Raw genomic sequence first — 19235 nt, 5'->3', positions numbered from 1 at the left:
CCTTGCTCACACAGCGTATTGCATGAATATTACGTTTTTCTAATAGGCCATTTATGCATCTTTTATTTACATGTGTCTTTTGCAGACCTGTACAATTTTGAAAAAAAGTTTTTGTGTGGCGGACACACAACCTAGTGTAAAGTGTACTTCTTAGACTGTAGGGGACTTGGTTGATTTTGGAGCGAGCTTAGTAACATAAAAGCAGGTTTTGCAATATATAGGTATGCGCTGCCATGGACGGCAGCGCAAGTGGTCACTTAAAACACGATGTTGAATGTGCCACGGTACCTAGATATGCAAAACCTGCTTTGTCATGTTACTTAGCAAGCGTAATATGAAACCAAGTCCCCTCAGTCTTAGAAGTACATAAAAAACTTAAGTGTCCGCCACCTAAAAAACATTTTTCAAAATGGTTCATTCCGCAACAAGACACATGTGCGATGCATAAATTCGGCCCATAAGAAAAACAGTAATATTCGCAAAATCACGCTGTGTGAGCAAGGCGGGCGGCCTTTATGGGTGAGGAGCTTCCCCTTTATAATAACTGTGAATGGTAACAGCTACTTTATGTGGTAGTATTAAATTTGCTAATCATATCATCTGCTGATAATGAGTAGTCACCGGTACTTGTATATGATTTACGGCCAGTGATATTTGACAATTCGTTGCTTGCGTAGGAATTAGCCATTGATGATTTTGTAGCTACTTGATATGCGTAGCTGCCTGTTCCATTGAACAAGTCTTTGACGTAGGTCATGTTTGCCTTATTTTTAAGAAAATCTTCATCTACGTGTAAATGGTTATCCTTGTCAATTGTAATACCAGCCTTTCCTAATGTCTGGGCTGATTTAGCAGATGTGGTTACCATTGCAGCAACCTGTGTAAGCACTCCAGTATTTGAAGACTTCTGTCCACTGTCTACAAGCTCATTATAAGATTTCGTAAAATCATTGATTGCATTGTAGATAGAATCCTTATCATAGTCCTTAGTAGTATTGCCCTCGTCATCTGTAGTCTCGACCTGCTCCCAAAGAGAATTCTTTCCTTTAGCCAAAAGCTTATCCGTAGCCTTGCTTAAATCAGAAGTGTCATTTCTAACCTCACTCAAATTAGATGTCTCAGCTTTAGACTTCACCTTAGAGCCGTCCTTCAAATTGCCGTCAGTATCATACTTAGAATAATATGACTTAACGAGCTTTCCATATGAACCTGATTTAATCTGGGCTAAATTTGAAAGGGAGCCTTCCAAGCCTCCAAACATAGAATTCACGCCTGATGAACTACCACCAAACAATGAATAGATTGAATTATTACCAAAAGAATTAATCGTCAAAGACATAAACATCACTCCTTTGAATTTAAAACCCGAACATCCTTGTTCCTTATGTCGTCACAAACTTACAGTTATACTTATAATTATATTACATAATTATTTTGTTAATTCTGTGAACTGGCCTTGTACAATTAAAGTCTGACTGATATTCCTTCTTTTCGTAAATACTTCTTTAAATCCACTATTTCAAGCTCCTTATAATGGAAAAGTGAGGCCGCTAGTGCTGCATCAGCGCCGCCAACAGTTAATGCATCTTTGAAGTGTTCCATTTTGCCGGCACCGCCTGAAGCAATAACAGGAATCGATACTGCGGAAGAAATGGCTGATGTCAGCTCGATGTCAAAACCAGCTTTTGTTCCATCCTGGTCCATAGATGTGAGTAGAATCTCTCCAGCACCAAGCTTCTCGCATTTGATAGCCCATTCAACTGCATCAATGCCACAGTCAAGCCTGCCGCCATGCTTGAAGATATTAAATCCACTGCCATCAGCACGCTTTTTAGCGTCAATAGCCACCACAACACATTGTCTTCCAAACTTATCAGCTGCATCTGAAATAAGCTTAGGATTATCAATTGCTGCAGAATTTACCGATATCTTATCTGCTCCTTCTCTAAGAAGCGCTTTGAAATCATCTACTGTGCGGATACCGCCACCAACTGTAAATGGAATAAAAACCTGTTCTGCTACACGGCGCACCATATCAACCACTGTGTCACGTCCATCTGAAGATGCAGTGATATCCAAAAATACCACTTCATCTGCGCCAGCCTTATCATAGGCTGCCGCTATTTCTACAGGGTCTCCTGCGTCTCTCAAATCTACAAAATTTACACCTTTAACTACTCTGCCATCTTTTACATCCAGGCAGGGAATGATTCGTTTTGTATGCATATTATTCTCCTATATAATTCATCCAGCCTAAAAGAAGGCTTATCCTCATAGTTTAGCAAAGTTTTCTAGTATCTTAAGTCCTACTGTTGAAGATTTTTCTGGATGGAACTGACATGCAAAAACATTGTCCTTTTCAACAGATGCATGTATATGCGCACCGTATTCTGTTGTTGCTGTAACAATTGATGGATCAGCGGCCTCTAAATAATATGAATGAACAAAATATACAAATGAGCCTTCATCAATTCCTTCAAATAATCTTCCCTTATTAGGGAAATCCAGTGAATTCCATCCTATATGAGGTACCTTTATTCCTGGACCATCTGGAATACGAATAACTTTTCCATCCAGTATTCCAAGTCCTTCGACACCAATAGATTCTTCACTTGATTCAAATAATAGCTGTAAGCCTAAACAAATTCCAAGAAATGGCTTTCCACTTTCAACGAATTCATGAATCGCCTTGTCAAGCTCATACTTCTTGAGATTTTCCATAGCCGCAGCAAAAGAACCGACACCTGGTAACACTACCCTGTCGGCTCTTTTAATTACACTAAAATCCCTGGTGAGGACAGTATCCTCACCAAGGATTTTAAATGCTTTTTCTACACTTTTAATATTTCCTGCATCATAATCTAGTATTGCAATCATACGTCTGGTAACCCTAGCCCTCTCAGCACCTTTCTAAGTTCTATTGTATAGTAATGTCTGTTTGGCTGATTATAGATTTCCAGCGCCTGCTCTTCTGTCAATCCAAAACTCTCCTGAAGCTCTGAGATAATTGTTGAGCCATACTCTTCGTATTTGTCAGAAATACCATACTCTTCAGCATCATCTTTGTATTTCTCATATCGACCTACTCCAATGATAAGTGCATCAAGAGCGAAATTGTATTTCTCGTAGCCCATGAAAGCTTCATACTGTTGCTGACATAACTGCAAATCAGCAAGAGTTCTTGCCTGGTTTCTCAGTAGAGCAACATTTTCATCTGATAAATCAAAGCCATTAAGCTTTTCGTAGGCAGCAATATAATTTCCAGCCTCAAAATACTCATTAGCTTGTGCCATGTGGCGTTTTATACCAGTAAATGTCATTCCAACCATTACTACACCAATTATTGATATAGATAATACCAAAAATGTGAGAATAATGGAAATAGGAATTTTGGGAGAATTATCTGGTTCTTTTGGTTTTTTCTCTTTTTTAGGCTTCGGAGGCTTCTCTGGCTTTTCTTTTTTCTCTTTTGCCTTCTCCTTCTTGGCTGCCTCTTTTTCCTTTTTAGCTGCCTCTTTTGCAGCCTTCTTCTCTTCTTTTTCTCTCTTCTTTTTAGCCTTTGGATCTTCCTCTTCCTCGGGAACTATTGGATTTCCTTCCTCATCATAGGTTATCTCAACAGGACCTTTCTTTGCTGCCTCCATCTCTGCAAGCTCATCTTCATCAGGAGGTCCAAAGAATATCAAAGCAAGTTTTTGTAAGATAGGATTAGGTTTCTTTTCTTTCTTTTCGCCCTTTTCTTTTTTCCCCTTCTTCTTCTTTTTCTTGCCCTTGCCGTCCTCTTCTTCAGCTGGTTCTGAGGCCTCTGGTGCTTCCTCACCTTCAAGATCGATATCACCACTAGGACCTTCTTCGTCACCGTTCAAAATAGACTGTATATCAAGAAGATCTTCATCATCACCATCAAGAAGGTTTTCTAAATCAAGGTCACCGCCACCAGACAAATCTGGCTCTTCTCCATCAGCAAACTCTGCCTCGTCAATGGCATCCATCTCATCTGGCATAAACTCTTTCAGTGAATCATCAAGAGGCTCTTCTTCTACATCTGATGTGACATCATCTAAAGAAAATCCTAAATCATCATCTTCTGATTCTTCAGCTGGTTCTTCTGCCAATGGCTTCTCTTCAGCCTCTTCATCAGATTCTTCTATAAACTCCGATAAATCAATATCGTCATCATCAGGTAACGAAATCGGCTCATCATCTTCTGCCACCTCTTCAATAGCCTCTTCATTTGGCGCTGGTTCAGGCTCATCTTCTGGCTCATCTGACATTACATCTGCAAGCAAATCATCAGCCTCTTCATCTGCTGGCTCTTCCTCCAACGGTTCGTCCTCAGGCTCATCTTCCAGCTTCTTTTGCTCATCGCTTACAACATTATTTATATTATCGATCAAGGATGCAACCACTCCCTCAGACTCAGGCATCTTGCCTGTCTCCTGGAAGTATCGCTCCTCATCGTCAATTTCCTGTTCAAAATTAGATATAAATAAATCGACGTCCTCTGACTCCAATTCCTCCTCAAATTCCCGCAAAAAATCCTCCTCAGAAAGAACTTTCCTGAGGTATGGATGTGAGGTCTTCGTCTGAACGTCTTCTAAATTGATCCCTGTCGCAGTAAGAAAGTCTTCGTCTGGAGCCACAGCCTTTCTAGTCTCTTTAACCTGCTGTTGCTTCTTTTGGGCATTCTCCTGGACCTGAATAGCATCAGTCTTAGCCTTATTTATTGAATTTAATAGTCCATCCAAGTAGTCCTCTGACTGAGACATTTTGCCCTCCCCCTTATAGTTTGTGAGATAAAACTGACTTTAGGTTGTGGAATAAAAATGCTTGTAGTTTATGAAATAAAATGTTACAGCTACAAGCATTATAATTCTACGCTTCGCATGGAAAGCTCCGCTTAAGAATTATAATAGCTTGATGCTTACATTTTATCACAAGGTTTAAATGCGCATTTTTATCAATAAACTTTTCGTCTACAGTTTTATCATCTACGCTGTGTGGCTTTTAAATATCATTAACCACCTTAATCAAATAAAGGGGCATGCGTGGCATACCCCTCTGATTTAAATTTTTAATTTCCTCGACGAGCATCCTCATATTTAGCAACAAGCTCATCAACTACAGTGATAAGTTTACCAATTTCAGGCTTGGTAAGCTGGGCATCGGCACCAAGGCTCTCGCCCTTTCTTCTGATTTCATCGTTAATCAAAGATGAGAAGATAATTACAGGTATGTTCTTTAAAGTCTCATTTTCCTTTACAAGCTTGCATAGGCGATGACCATCCATGAGTGGCATCTCAATATCAGTGATAATAAGATGTACATCATTAAGAACAGTTCCTGCTTTGTGCATCTCAACAAGCTTGTCCCAACCTTCCTGTCCATTCATATTGACAATTAGGTTTGTGTAACCAGCTTTCTTTAAGCACTCAACAATAAGCTTTGAAAGAAGTGGTGAATCTTCGCAAAGCATGATAGGCGATTTGCTTCTATCGTGAGACTCGTAATCATCCATTTCAGATACCTTAAGACCAGTCTCTGGATTGATATCTGTAACGATTTTCTCAAAGTCAAGGATAACAACCAATCTATCCTCAAGCTTAATAACACCAGTTGAAACACCAGATTCATCAGAGCTGATTGTCGCATCTGGTTTAATAATATCTTCCCATGATACACGATGGATGCCAAGAACCTCGTCTACATGGAAGGCTGTATTCAAACTATTAAAGTTTGTAATAATGAATAGGCCATCTGTGGTGGCTTCTTCTGTAATATTCAAACATTTGCGAAGAGAGATAACGGAAATCATAATATCTCTTGGCATGAAGATTCCTTCAATGGAAGGATGTGCATTTGGTAATGGCGTAACCGGTTGGTATAACAAAATCTCCCTAATCTTGGCAACGTTAATTCCATAGAAATTGCTGCCAACTTTGAATTCAAGTACCTCAAGTTCGTTAGTGCCCGATTCCAATAAAATATTAGTATCCATGCAAATCTCCTCTCATTTAAATCATAAACTGATTTATATGGTTGTCCCTCTTGTTGTGCCATCACTTGTAACAAATAGCTCAAGAGATGATATATTTTCTACTGACGAATTGCTGAAAAGAAATACTAAAATAAATGTTTTTGTATCACCAGCTGCCAGTATGCCATCATAATTTGCTAAATCATTAGATAACGGCGTATATTGAACACTTGATTTCTCGCCACCATTCAGTGAAAGACTATAAGTTCTATTTGAATAATCGGAAAAATCAACAGCGGAACCAGATGTATTTTCGGCATCGATTGTAAGTACCAAATACTGCTTTCCAGATACCTGGCTAAGCACATAGTTAGGTGTCTTAAATTCATTTGAAACAGCGAATTCTGAACATGTGAATTCAACACCAGATATGTCTACTGCTGTGGTAAAGGAATATCCTCCATCAGAAGATGATTCGCCGGAATCCTCTCCCTCAGGATTATCTACAGATGTGATTGGTTCTCCCGTTTCCGGATCAATCTCAACCTCTGCATTTTCTCCCTCGGAATTATCAACTATTTCCTCTTGATTAGGCTCATAGCTTTCATCCAATTCGCCCGTCCTGACACGAGCATTTGCTATGCCAATAGTCTGATTCTTATTAAATTTAGAAACAGCCTTCGAGGCATATAATGTAATAATTGCCTCCTCTTCATCAGTCATTTCATATAGTGGTTCCCCACATGCTGTGAAGAGTAGAGAAAAACACAAAAGTGAAATTAAAAGGATAAATCTTTTAATTTTCATGTTATCTCCTAGACAAATAAACTAATCATTAATGGTATGTTAGCATTAATATGTGTATTGTTCAACATAAAAAATCAGAAAATTCTATGAATTTTTGTTGATTTTTTTGTCTTTTGCCAATGATAATTCACACCAAAATTCAACACCATTTGCAAGATTTTCTACTCCGAATTTCTCATGTAGAAGCTCCATAGTTGCCTTAACAACCGATAATCCAATACCACTTCCACCATATTCGCGGCTTCTGGCTTTATCAGCCTTATAGAATTTCTCCCAAATGTGTTTAATATCTTTCTTTGCAATATTATTACCTGAATTGAATACACTAATTCGAACTTTTCCTTTTTTTACAAAATCATATCGAACGGTAATAATATTTTCGTTCATTACATAATGTATAGCATTGCTGATGAAATTGGTGATAACCTGCTCAACCAAAAACTCATCTGCATGTACCAGGCACTCTTCCTTATTAATAAAAGAATAAGAAATTCCCTGTGCCTCAAAGTTGATTTGATTGCTATCAACCACACTATCAATCATCTCAGTAACATCAAAATCAACCAGATCCATGTTCATCTGACCAGCCTCAAGCTGATTAAGAATAAGCATCTCTCTAACCAGTCGGTTCATTTTATTAGCTTCATCGATGATGATATCAAGGTAGATTTGTCTGCTGTTCTCATCTTCCATGATACCTTCCTGCAAGCCTTCTGCATATCCTTGAATCAGAGCGATTGGAGTCTTCAGTTCGTGAGAAACATTTGAGACAAATTCTTTACGCATGTTTTCTGTCTCTTCTCTCACTTCCAAATCGTGCTTTAAACTTTCATTTGCAGCTCTAAGCTGAGTGATAGCTCTTTTAAGAGTGGTAGCCATTTCGTTGACATGTTCTCCTAAGTCGTCCATCTCGTTGTAAAAACGTTGTGGCCTATAGCTGGTATCAAAATCGAAATTTGAAATTCTCTTTGTAATATCAATAATATCAAACAGAGGCTGCATGAATCTTGTAATAACAACCTTACTAAGTAATGCAGTAATAATAATTGATAAAATTGCCATCCAAAAGAAGAATCTATTTGTAATAGATGTTGCATGCCCCATATGTGCAAGAGGAGATCTGATGAACACAATATTACCGTCAGGTAATACACCTAGCAAAACCAGGTACTCATCATTTGCCCCAGGGTATACCTGAGTAAAAATCTCATACTCTTCCGTGGCATTCACTACTTCAGTTGATTCATCATTCGAAAACATGGAATAATTGAGTTGGTTTAACAAAACCGAAGAATCCGTATTGGATGAAACTAGAGGCTCCCCGTCAGCGCCTGTGATAACACAAGACACTGAATAATTGTCAAACAAGGCAATTGTTTCTGACATGTGTTCGCTTCCATACAACTGATCCTTGTTATATCTTTCGGATATGATTCCATATAATGCTTTCATATCCTGTCTTTTCTCAAAAATATAATAATCGCCTAAAAAGCAGGATGATAGTATGCTCACAATGACTAGTGACCCTAGAATTATGGCCACTATCAAACCTACAATTTGGCGATTAATTTTATTAGACCTTTGCGTCGACTTCAAATTTATACCCCATGCCCCAGATAGTCTTGATGTAATTTCCCTTATCGTCTAACTTACTACGAAGCCTTTTTACGTGAGTATCGATTGTTCTGGCATCTCCAAAGTAATCATAATCCCATACGTGATTAAGAATCTTCTCTCTTGAAAGAGCAATGCCCTCATTATTAATGAAGTAATAAAGGAGCTCGAACTCTTTAACAGAAAGTTCTACTGGATTGCCATCGTTTGTTGCAACATGAGCATCAACATCAAGCTGAATGCCACCTGCCTCAACAACCTTTTTGCCAATGGAATCATCTGTGCTTCTGCGGAGAACCGCATTAACACGAGCCATCAGAATCTTTGGTGAAAATGGCTTATTAATGTACTCATCTGCACCTAACTCGAAACCATTTAGCACATCGTTTTCCTCGCCCTTTGCTGTAAGCATAAGTACTGGAATAGATGATGTTTCTCTAATTTCCTTAAGAACTGCGAAGCCATCAACCTTTGGCATCATAACGTCTAATATGATGAGCGAAATTTCGCTATCCATATAGAACATATCCAAAGCCTGTTCCCCATTTTCGGCTTCGATTACCTCGTAATCCTCCCTAACAAGATAATCCTTAATAAGCTTTCTCATACGGCTTTCATCATCAGCCACAAGAATTTTGTTTCTCGACATAACACCAACCCCATCCTTGAAAATTATTGTTGATTAAGTTCCTTTTCCTTAAGAGCTTGTTCCCTCTCTGTTAAATCTTGCTCCCAAGATGAATACTTATCTATAAGCTTTTCCTCGTAATCGAGGATTGTCGGACTGTTTATTGTAGTACTTACATAAAACATTCCGATGACGCACAACAAAAGTGTAATGCAAAGGATTAATAGAACCTTGTTGACTATTTTAAGCCTTCGAATTTCTGAGCTATCCGATTTGGCTTTAGTCACATTTTTATTATCGGTCTTTTCTTTTTTAGGTTTAGTCTTTTCAGGCTTTGGCGAAGCAACTGGCTCTTTTGATGGCTTAGGTTCTGCAACAACGGTGCTTGCAGAGTCACTTTTTGGCTCATCTAGAGTGTAAACCTCTGGAATCTCTTCCTCAGCAAACGCTCCAGAAGCAACCAAATTCTGCCTAAGCTGTTGTAAAAAGCTCATACCAATTTCAGTGGAAAAAAGCTTTTGATTAAGGAGTTTCTTGTAAACGGTAAGCACGCCTTTTTCGTCGGCATCCTTAACCTGGCTTAAAATGTACTCCACAGCTTTTAGCTCTTTGGCGGCTTTCTTAGCTTTATTCTCATCATCGAAAATGTATCCACCAATATTGTACTTAGCCATATTAATCCTTTTTTTATATTTGTATATAATTATTTTAACAATTTACATTATAAAAATCCACAGCTTTTTAATATTAACTTATTTTTTATCATTGATTAATAACAGACTGTAAATTGCTACTATTGCGCCTACTAATGTAATAACCGTTCCAACCCAAAGTGATGCACTTACACCAATTATTTTAATAAATATTCCTCCAAGCAAACTTGATAGCAAATTGCCTATAGTCATTGCGATTGTGATAAATGCCTGGCCCTTCACAGCATCATTATCAGTCATGATTTCATCCACAAAATGCACCGATGCAGGAATATACACTGCAAATGATAACGCCTGGAAGGTCATGCATAAATATAACAATCCTACAGATGAAGCAAGGCTCGCCGTAAATATTTTAATTACATAAAAGACAGCTGATAGTATCAGAAGATTTTTAGAACCAAATCTATCCTTTAACCATGCAAAGAAAATCATAGCTGGAAGCTCAACGATTGCTTGCCAAGCTAAAAGCCCTCCTACATCAGCCTCATTTCCTCCTACATTAACTGCCAGCTGATATAAGAAATTATTAATCAAAAGATGACCATATAAGAATCCAACTAAGCCAATTAAAAATACAAAGAACATTTTGTATTTGACTATGAATTCTTTTATCGTATCCACCTGTAAACCACGAGATTTCGATGTAGAAGAAAAAGGATCATATATTTCTTCTATTTTTATTCCTGTATTCTTAAGCTCTAGATAAATCCAAATTATAGTAGCGATAAAGATTACGGTAACTATAAATCCAAGAACAGGTGCCGCTTTTTCAGATACACCTTTAATAAGGTTACCAGCCAGCAGACTCATAACAAAAAAGAAAAAGGAACCACTAGCTCTCGCTACGCCAAAATTCATTTTTATATTGTATTTTTGGATATGAAAATTTAGAGCATTCAAGAAAGGTTGAAGCATTGTAGAAAGCATTGCCCCTAACAAAAAAGTAACCCCGGTTGCTATACTCTTTCCATTTGTACCACAAGCCACCAGTAGCACCAGTGCTAAAAGTGTTCCAAAGACCACCAAAACATCTAAGACATTTATCCTCGAAGAATTATCTGTAATTGTAGAAAACACCTGTTGAAGTATTGTCGCAAGCAGATATGCCACTGCAAAGAGTGCTCCTATACTAACTGTTGAGAAGCCACGGTTAGAAAGATATGTAGAGCCCAGACTAACAGTACAGCATACCATCATCCAATATAGTCCCTGAGCTATCACATAAGATAAATTCAATCTAAATTCCACTGAAGCCTTTAATTTTTGTATCACGAGAATCCTCCTTTGATAAATTCGTTAAGATATTATGAAAAATCTAAGAATAGCGAGTTTTTGTGCTATATTTAACTTAGCGTTGTACAATGAAAGGAACGATATGAACAAAAAGATTTTTAAACCTATCATAGTATTCATATCCCTTATTTTCGTAGCACTTTTAGGCTACGCTATTTATGTGCTGCTGTCATTTCATCGCATTCCAGATAACGTCGAACTAAATGTACAAAGTCTAAACAAAATCCATAAGCCACTTATCACAACAAATTATTCATATAGAATAGCTTCTTTTAACATAGGATTTGGCGCTTACTCTCCAGAATACTCTTTCTTCATGGATGGCGGCACTGAATCCTGGGCATTTTCAGAAAATGATGTAAACAAGAATATTCAGGGCGCAATTGATTCTGTAAATAGCCTCACTCCTGATTTTTATATTTTTCAGGAAGTGGATTTAAATTCCACACGAAGCTACCACATTAATGAAATGAAGGCTTTAGTCGAGGGCATTAACACCCCAAACAAGCCTGTTAATTTCACATTTGCAATTAATTATGATAGCCCGTTTTTGCTATACCCTATCACTCAACCTCATGGTAAATCCGAGGCTGGTGTTCTTACAGTTACTCCTGTCGAGATTCAAAGTGCCATACGTCGTTCTCTTCCAGTAGAAAACGCGATAACACGAATTATTGATTTAGACAGATGTTATTCAAAAAACTATTTCAACGTGGACAATGGTAAGCAGCTTGTTATTTTTAACATTCATCTTTCCGCCTACACCACTGACCCATCTACAGCAGAAAACCAAATCATTATGCTAAACGATGATATTTTGGCTGAATACAATGCCGGCAACTACGTAGTTGCAGGCGGTGACATGAATAAGGATTTTCTAATTGATTCTTCTAAATATTTTAATACAGAAGAAAACAATGCTGACTGGGCAAAACCATTTCCTCTGGATTTATTGGATGACAGTCTTATATTAGTTGCCCCAATAGATAAAGAACATCCTGTTCCATCTTGTAGAAATGCAAACAAACCTTATACAAAGGATTCTTTTGTTCTCACCATTGATGGTTTTATTGTTTCGCCAAACATTACAGTGGATTACGCAAACGTAATGGATACAGATTTTGCATACTCCGATCATAATCCAATTTATATGGATTTTACGCTAAATTAAGCATCCTGCTTATTGCTTGCACCTGTACCGCAAAGCTTATCAACAGACTTAATAATCTCTTGAATTTCAGGTAGATAGTGCTCGTGGCTACTCATGAGCCTATCTATCTCATTTCTTTCTTCCTGAACAATCTTTCTATGATCGTCCAATCTATCTCTGATTTTCTTTCTTCGTAAGACAAGTCTATGACGGCAATCTGCCATATCCTGCCTATCTATAAGAGCATTTACCTGATTTAGCCAGATCTTATCATCCGCCAGTCCTAAGCTTCCAAGAATCTTTTCAAGCTTATTGCTATAGAATTCTAAGTCTTCGTTATTTTCAATATATCTACGCTGATCTCTAACCTTGTCCTGATACTGCTCCCATACATATTGAAGCTCGGCAGCATTATTTACAAAATATCTATCCTTAGAATACTCAACGCTATTCGTAACATTAACATATTTCATTCGCTCCACGTTAAGCATACTAATAGCTTGATTCAAATGTACGATTGCCACCTTGTTATCTCTTGCGATTGTGTTTTGTCTAAGGAAAACAACAAATCCGCTGACAGCGCATACGAAAAGAACAACAAGTCCCCACATAGATATATCTGTTTTGGAGACATTGTACATGGCCATTAAAAGAATAATAAGTGTCATGAATGAAACCATTATTGCGATAGCCATCTTTTTAAAAAGCTTTACCTGGGTCTGTAGGTCTTCACGCTCTATTTCCCATCTGCTTTTTTCGCCTTCAAGATAAGCAAGATTTCTTTTAAGCTTTGCCTGGTAAAGCTCATCAGCTGAAAAGCGATTAATTATCTCTGGCATATCAGATTCATCATCAGAAATCACTTCGTACTGTTCATCTGAGATGTTTCTTTGGATAGCTCTGGCATCAATTAATGACTGCTCCAACTCACATATACGTGTTGCAGTTGTGCGCAAATCCTTAGCTTGCTCTTTAGGAAGATTTTCAAGAGCCTTGATGTCATTAAGATATCTGGTTACGATTCTATACTCCATCTTTTGACGTTCCATCGCCTTCGTAGATGCGATAATCTGCTCACAGGAATCTAGAATATAACGCTCAAGCTTCTTTGGATCATCCCAATTGTCGATGCCTTCTATCTGAGAATATACACGGTTGAATGCGTCGTCGATTCTGGCCGTTCTCATTTCTCTTTTCTTTTGTCTTCTAGAAAAAAATCCCATACCAATCTCCCCATGTCACTCTTTAAATTCTGCAGAGTTTAATATAATCCTTCTTCCAATTATCTATAACGTTTCGAATAGTTTCCTTGGATTCTTCACTTGATTCGCCATATAGCATGTCGTTTATAGAACTGTCAAATCCAACTATATCATCTTTGACTGTGGCCCTTGAAACCACCTGCAATACTTCTTCTACGTCAGTTCTTGGAACCTGGTATTTTGAAACGTATTCTTCAAAAGATATTTTATCCTTAGCGCATCTAGCTGAATAAAGCAATTGATAGAGAGTCTGCTTCTTTTGATTACGCTTATAGCCTTCGTCAAAACAACGACACGCTTCCTCGAAAAAGAAAAGCTTTGCAAAGGCGCAACCTAAATTGTGATAAACATCCCCCTCAACTATACGTGGCATAGTTTTTGCAATTTCATCAGAAAGCAATGTCTCGTATTCATATATGGCATCCACAAGTTTGCCCTTAGACATAAGCCTATCAGCTCTGAGCTTTTTGCGTTCCGCCTCTGACTTATTTTCGAAGGTAGCAATAATCGAAAGTGCATCTCTTATCTCTTTATTAGAGGCATAGCCATTTGCACTTAGAATATGTCCAACAAAAATATGAAGCGGTGAATTATTTTGAACCATTGTGAGAAGCTCGTTAGAAAGCTTCTGCATTTTCAGCTCACGTCCAATCCAATTACAAAGCTCTGCGTTCATTAGCTTAGATGAAAGCAAGTAAACGTTGTTGAGCATATAATAACTAAGCTCCTCCAATGAATATACATTTAAAGAAACTTCATCAATATAGTACGGCGTAGCCGCTATGGAATTTGCGCAATAAATTAAAGTACTCATTAATTCCCCTTAAGTGAAATAGTATGTTCCCAGCTTTTGCCAGAAGAAGGTGATATTTCACCAAATCCTAAATCCGTAATTACGATAGAAACCGCCACATCGGAAATTGGGCTGGCTTCTATTCTAAGTCGTGTAGTACGATTTTCTCTCTTTGGTATATCTGTCAGCTCGAGAATTTCAGTATGAACTTCCCTTGATTCCGGACGTTGCAAATAGAACTCCAACTCAGGCTCTCCATCAAGAATCACCTCGCACTCACCTTTTGCATCGTACCAGCTTTCTCCTGCATCAATCAAAGTCAAAAATCTAAGATTATTGTTTTCTAAAACTTTTATAGAAAGATTGAGCTTTAAATCATTATCTCCAATAAAAATAAATGGCCAATCTCTTTTTCCATCCTTGATGAAGCCTGCATAGCAAGCTCCCTTAGAATAAAGATTTTTGCCAAGGAACACCTTTCGTCCCTTACAAAGCCTTGTAAGACTGAGCTTCATCCACTCGCCATCAAAGCCATCTCCCACCAGATAAACTGCTGAAAACAGCTTACTTCCAAAAGTCTCTGCAATAATTGCATCAAACATTTCGTCTTTGTTTTCAGTGATGTCCCCATGGTTTACCACATCAAGAGTGATGAGCTGTGGGCGGGTAGCCTGATTTCTATTCATTATGCAGGAAACCATGTTATTGCCACTGTAATCAAACAATGCAACACTGTACAAAAACAGTTCCGGCTTGCCAGATAAAGCATAAAAATAGAAACATTCATTTCTATCAATGATAGTCAGCTTATTGGAATCGATGCCAAGTTTTCCAACAACATAGTTCATAAGCTCCATCACCTCTATGCTAATCTGAGGTGTGCATACAACAAGCTTTTCTATTTCGCTCATAGCTGCCATTGGCCCAGGAATAGAAAAAAGCTTGTTAAAATAGATTACCAGTAAATCTCTTGCAAAATAATTCTGTCCATCTACAAGCACCTGTTCATCCCTAAGAGCCAAGGTGTACAATTCGTCAACTAAAACTGCTTCCTTTGTGCGGCTCTTTAGTAATGCTTCCTCGCCAAAAAACCACTGTCCCATTCCCAGCTTCTTTGCCAAAACTGTAGGGATGGAATAATTCTCCTCGCCAAGGACTGTGCTGACTGTCGCCGGCTCTTCCATATTTGAATTGTAAATACTAAGAACTGTGCTTCTAGAACTAATATCTATGCCTACGTAAGCACCTGAAGAATTACTCATAAAAACTAAATCCTTTACAAAATGTTAAATAAATCTCTAGTGACCGTATCAAGCCCCTGATAGCTCTTGAGAGCTGCCGCTAGTTCACCAGTCTCACCGTACATATTGTAGCGGCTGATATTATTCATAAGGGCAAATCTACCTGCCTTAATATCTGGCTCCTGGCTCATTACGATTGTATCTTTCTTAAGTGGCTCATCGGAAACCTCATCACAATAGATTTCGTATCTCAGTTCATCCCCATAGAAAAGAATAAACTGTTTAACATAAAGGCCGTCATACATTTCTATCATGTCTTCCTCAACTGGAGTCTCTCCATTTATTGAATATGTGATAGACACAGCCTTACGCTTGTCTGCATTGATTTCAACGAAATGCTTATCGTACAAATGATACTTGATACGAAGCTTTTCATTGCAGCTTGTGAAGAAACCAAAATACTGATTTCTGAGGATTGCATCTGCCAAAAGCATATCTAGCATATTCATCTCCTCATCATCCAGCTCCTTCTGCAAGCAAAGATATTTAAGCAGCGCAATACGCATACTTTCGTTTACCGAAAGACCCTTCTGATATCTGTTGTATATATACGAGAAGATTTCCTGAGGTATCTCTTCATGAACAGAAAGATATTGGTGTGCCTCAAATGTAAGGAAAGCTTCCACGATCATTTTATTATTACGTCTGCCAAAGTAAGTATCGAAGACTTCCATGATTCCATCGCAAAGGAAATCACGATAAAGGACCTGTGTAAGAATGCGTTCTGCAAACTCAATCACATCCTCACCTCTATCAAATGCATTGTTATATATTTCAAGCATCACATCTGTAGGTCCAACAAAGTATCTAAGCAGATATCTCACTAAATCGCCATTTACTACACCAGCCTTCACAAGATTAGCTGACATCAAAATCAAGAAATCATCAGACTTATCCGGAGCCTGATTTATCAGATACTTGCAAAGCTTATTGGCAACCTCATTTTTAAGAAGTGTGCCATTAGTATTTTTCAGCATGTAATATGCTTCGTCGTATTTGCTTCGATAGACAAATACCTCAAGCACTGCAGCAATGACTTCGGCACTGAGTGATTTAAGATCTGCCTCATTCATAAAGTGACGTTCAATAAGCGCATACTCTTCATTGAATTTGAGAGCCTCGATAATCTTAGGGTACATCTTTCCAAGATAATCTAAAGATATAATCTTGGAATTAAGTAAAAGCTTAATCTCCTCAACATTAAATTTATTCGCATCTTCGTAATCGAAATTATTGGAATAATCCATAAGCACAAAGCCCATACTAAGGGGTGTAAGCTCTTTAAGTGTATTCATGTATAAAGATGCATCAAGAACATCCTCTGTAAGATAAGAATCATCATCTACGAATAAGTATCCATCCTTATCCTCCATAAAGATAACACCATTGCTACCCACGTAATTCAGATAAGCCTTATGTTCTGAAACGTTTGCGATATTTGGAGCCTTAAACTCTTCCTGATATAAAAAGATTCTGCGAACATTTGAATTAATAACCGCAATCTTCTTTTTAAATGCAAGCTCTGTCATAAGACGAGCCACCTGCTCATCAAAGACGCCAAGCTCAAGCAAACGCTGATAACAAACTGCAAGATTATCGTCTAATCTTCCAAGCTTTAGCTGCTCAAGTGCGAATGTCTCGATAGCTTCCTGATAATGCTCATAAGTATCCTTATCCTCGTCCTTATGCAAAATAATGTTTGCATAAAGGAGAGCCTTTTTATCGTAAGACAAATCGTTATTGTACTTAAAGAACATAGTAAGAAGCTGAGGGAATCTGTCTACTGAATAAGTAGGCAACGCCTCCATGTAAGCTTCGAAAATACCTGACACATGAAGATTCGCTTCAATTGCCATCTTAAACCACTTAAGGAACTTTTTATCAACGTAAGTCGCCTTAAGAAGGTATGTAACAATAGCAAGCAATAGCTGCAAATCCGGATAGATTTCGTAGCAGCTTTCAAGTATTGGTAACACCTTAGGATTAAAGCTTCGCTCAGTCTCCAGCACGTGTACCATTTGAATTGCTATATCCTTAGAAATAGCATTCTTCTTACGGGCCCAGTTTAAAATCTTGATTGTCATTTCATCAAATGTAGCAATTAAGTATGGGTCCTGGATAAAAATATAATAAGCCTCGATATAGAGAAGTGGCGAATCCACTCCTGCATTTATCCATTCTGCAATATCACGAAGCTTTGCTGTAGGATTCTTAATGTATTCCTTACGCAAAAACAAAAGGAACCAGAAAATACGAAAATCTTCAGGGTGTTCCCTGAAAATAGCCTCTATATTTTCTGTAAGTCTATCAACATAATCCTCTTCTCGCTCTATAAGAGTACAAATGTAAAGCAAAAATGCCCACTCTGTACTAGCCTTATCCTCGATTGTGCGCTTCAAATCCTGGATAATCCAAAGAGCCTCCTGCTTTTGACCATTTGTAACAAAAAGCAAAGCCTTCATCAGAAGAAGGAAATTGTCTCCATCCTCAGAATCATTAATCTCATCTACAATACCAAGAGTCTCCTGACACCACTGCCCAGTTGTAACTCTTCTAAGTCTGAAATCTTCATAAAGGCGGCAAGCCTTAAGAATCTTTTTATCTTTTATAAACTGAGGAGTCTCAAGCTTAGCATCCTCTCTTGCTGTGGATGCCACAATAGTGATTTCCTTATGGATTTCCCTATAATCAAATGAAATGCGGGCGTAATTAACTCCCTCATGCATCCTATCCTTGTGGACGTAATAGCTCATATTAAAGATCGAGCCAAGGAAGAAATCGGATGTAATGCTTTCTTTTTCTATTGATACGAAATCCGCATCACAAGAAACCTTAACATCGATAAATCCCCATGTAGAACGAACAACCTCTATCTCACCTCGAATGTTTTCATTAACTTCAAAGTAACGGTCCTGACGCTCTTTGACATCAAAAGTCATTTTTGGCTTATGCCCAGTTGCCACCAAAAATTCATCCACATTAACTGCAGAAATTGGTGCAGCCTTAAAGCCTCTGTAAAGAAGCCTTGTTCTCTTATCAAAACCTGAAATAAAATCTGCAAATCGATCTGAGTAGAACAATGAAACTGCCTCATTGAAATGATTCTGAGCCAGCTCTGTATATTCTTCAAGACTATGTATCTCGCCACATGATGCAACAAGTGGCTTTTTGATATAGTTGATACAAAACTTGATATGCTTTTCAATTCCAACAGCTACGATAATAAACTCACCTTTAAGGCTTTCCCCTGCCTTAAAATTATTATCTGCGACTTTGTAATCAATACGGACGTTAACCTTATCAAACCAAGGTTCTTTAATTTCTACGTAAGGGCTATCACAATACACTACGCCCCTGATTTTCACATCATTGGTACTCTTAAAATAAAAGCTACCTGAAAATTCATCAGAAACAAAGCAGTTTTCTTCAATCTGCTCTGCATCAAACTCTATATTTGGTTTAAGGTCATCGAATTTATCCTCTGATATTCGATAGATTCTTTTTCTCAAAACATTTTCCTCTACAATTCAAGCCGGAGCTAAAGCAATGCCTACTACTCCTAGCATATTCAAATCAAATTATAGCACAACATGTTGTGTTTTCAAACGAATAACAAACAAAAAATAAGATTCCTAATTTTCTGATTAATATTACAAATCTGTGGATATTTACCTATCAAGATGATAGTATGTAA

At 37.9% G+C, this 19235-nt stretch carries 15 protein-coding genes; 1 reads left to right on the top strand and 14 read right to left on the bottom strand.

Going from position 1 to position 19235, the window contains the following annotated elements:
* Positions 1-565 precede the first annotated feature (565 nt).
* From T498_RS0111830 to T498_RS0111785, 10 genes are all read right to left on the bottom strand, one after another.
* Positions 566-1339, bottom strand: coding sequence for a hypothetical protein (locus T498_RS0111830; protein WP_028236090.1), 774 nt, complete (start codon positions 1337-1339; stop codon positions 566-568).
* 125 nt (positions 1340-1464) lie between these two features.
* Positions 1465-2226, bottom strand: a complete 762-nt coding sequence (gene hisF / locus T498_RS0111825; RefSeq protein WP_028236089.1) for an imidazole glycerol phosphate synthase subunit HisF — start codon at positions 2224-2226, stop codon at positions 1465-1467.
* A gap of 45 nt (positions 2227-2271) precedes the next feature.
* Positions 2272-2877 carry an imidazole glycerol phosphate synthase subunit HisH gene (hisH, locus tag T498_RS0111820; protein ID WP_028236088.1) on the bottom strand — a complete coding sequence of 202 codons (606 nt, stop codon included), beginning with the start codon at positions 2875-2877 and terminating at the stop codon, positions 2272-2274.
* Positions 2874-4769, bottom strand: a complete 1896-nt coding sequence (locus tag T498_RS16350) for a hypothetical protein (protein ID WP_028236087.1) — start codon at positions 4767-4769, stop codon at positions 2874-2876. The genes hisH and T498_RS16350 overlap by 4 nt, the downstream gene beginning before the upstream one ends.
* A 305-nt stretch (positions 4770-5074) precedes the next feature.
* A complete protein-coding gene (locus tag T498_RS0111810) occupies positions 5075-5998 on the bottom strand; it encodes a chemotaxis protein (protein ID WP_028236086.1) in 924 nt (307 codons plus the stop codon).
* 33 nt (positions 5999-6031) lie between these two features.
* Positions 6032-6784: a hypothetical protein gene (locus T498_RS0111805; RefSeq protein WP_028236085.1), complete on the bottom strand. Its 753-nt coding sequence runs from the start codon at positions 6782-6784 to the stop codon at positions 6032-6034.
* An 84-nt stretch (positions 6785-6868) separates the two neighbouring features.
* Positions 6869-8236 (bottom strand): sensor histidine kinase, encoded by a 1368-nt coding sequence (locus T498_RS0111800; RefSeq protein WP_051524749.1) that lies wholly within the window; start codon positions 8234-8236, stop codon positions 6869-6871.
* A 121-nt stretch (positions 8237-8357) separates the two neighbouring features.
* Positions 8358-9047 carry a response regulator transcription factor gene (locus T498_RS0111795; RefSeq protein WP_028236083.1) on the bottom strand — a complete coding sequence of 230 codons (690 nt, stop codon included), beginning with the start codon at positions 9045-9047 and terminating at the stop codon, positions 8358-8360.
* A 23-nt stretch (positions 9048-9070) separates the two neighbouring features.
* Positions 9071-9700: a hypothetical protein gene (locus T498_RS0111790; RefSeq protein WP_028236082.1), complete on the bottom strand. Its 630-nt coding sequence runs from the start codon at positions 9698-9700 to the stop codon at positions 9071-9073.
* 78 nt (positions 9701-9778) lie between these two features.
* Positions 9779-11014 (bottom strand): MFS transporter, encoded by a 1236-nt coding sequence (locus T498_RS0111785; RefSeq protein WP_028236081.1) that lies wholly within the window; start codon positions 11012-11014, stop codon positions 9779-9781.
* Between the two features lie 103 nt (positions 11015-11117).
* On the opposite strand from T498_RS0111785, the gene T498_RS0111780 reads away from it, so the two are divergent.
* Positions 11118-12206, top strand: coding sequence for an endonuclease/exonuclease/phosphatase family protein (locus T498_RS0111780; protein WP_028236080.1), 1089 nt, complete (start codon positions 11118-11120; stop codon positions 12204-12206).
* On the opposite strand, the gene T498_RS0111775 is transcribed toward T498_RS0111780, so the two are convergent.
* From T498_RS0111775 to T498_RS0111760, 4 genes are read right to left on the bottom strand one after another with little or no spacing between them, the layout of a single operon-like run.
* Complete coding sequence (locus T498_RS0111775; protein WP_028236079.1) at positions 12203-13408, bottom strand: hypothetical protein; 1206 nt, start codon at positions 13406-13408, stop codon at positions 12203-12205. The genes T498_RS0111780 and T498_RS0111775 overlap by 4 nt on opposite strands.
* 22 nt (positions 13409-13430) lie before the next feature.
* Positions 13431-14261 carry a hypothetical protein gene (locus tag T498_RS0111770; RefSeq protein WP_028236078.1) on the bottom strand — a complete coding sequence of 277 codons (831 nt, stop codon included), beginning with the start codon at positions 14259-14261 and terminating at the stop codon, positions 13431-13433.
* A complete protein-coding gene (locus T498_RS0111765) occupies positions 14261-15502 on the bottom strand; it encodes a DUF5716 family protein (protein ID WP_028236077.1) in 1242 nt (413 codons plus the stop codon). The genes T498_RS0111770 and T498_RS0111765 overlap by 1 nt, the downstream gene beginning before the upstream one ends.
* A 14-nt stretch (positions 15503-15516) precedes the next feature.
* Positions 15517-19050: a DUF5717 family protein gene (locus T498_RS0111760; RefSeq protein ID WP_028236076.1), complete on the bottom strand. Its 3534-nt coding sequence runs from the start codon at positions 19048-19050 to the stop codon at positions 15517-15519.
* Between the last annotated feature and the right edge of the window lie 185 nt (positions 19051-19235).

The organism is Pseudobutyrivibrio sp. MD2005, from assembly GCF_000621865.1.
Classification (GTDB): Bacteria; Bacillota; Clostridia; order Lachnospirales; family Lachnospiraceae; genus Pseudobutyrivibrio.
The sequence above is the reverse complement of the archived record's forward strand: the minus strand, read 5'-3'. Positions and strand labels throughout refer to the sequence as shown.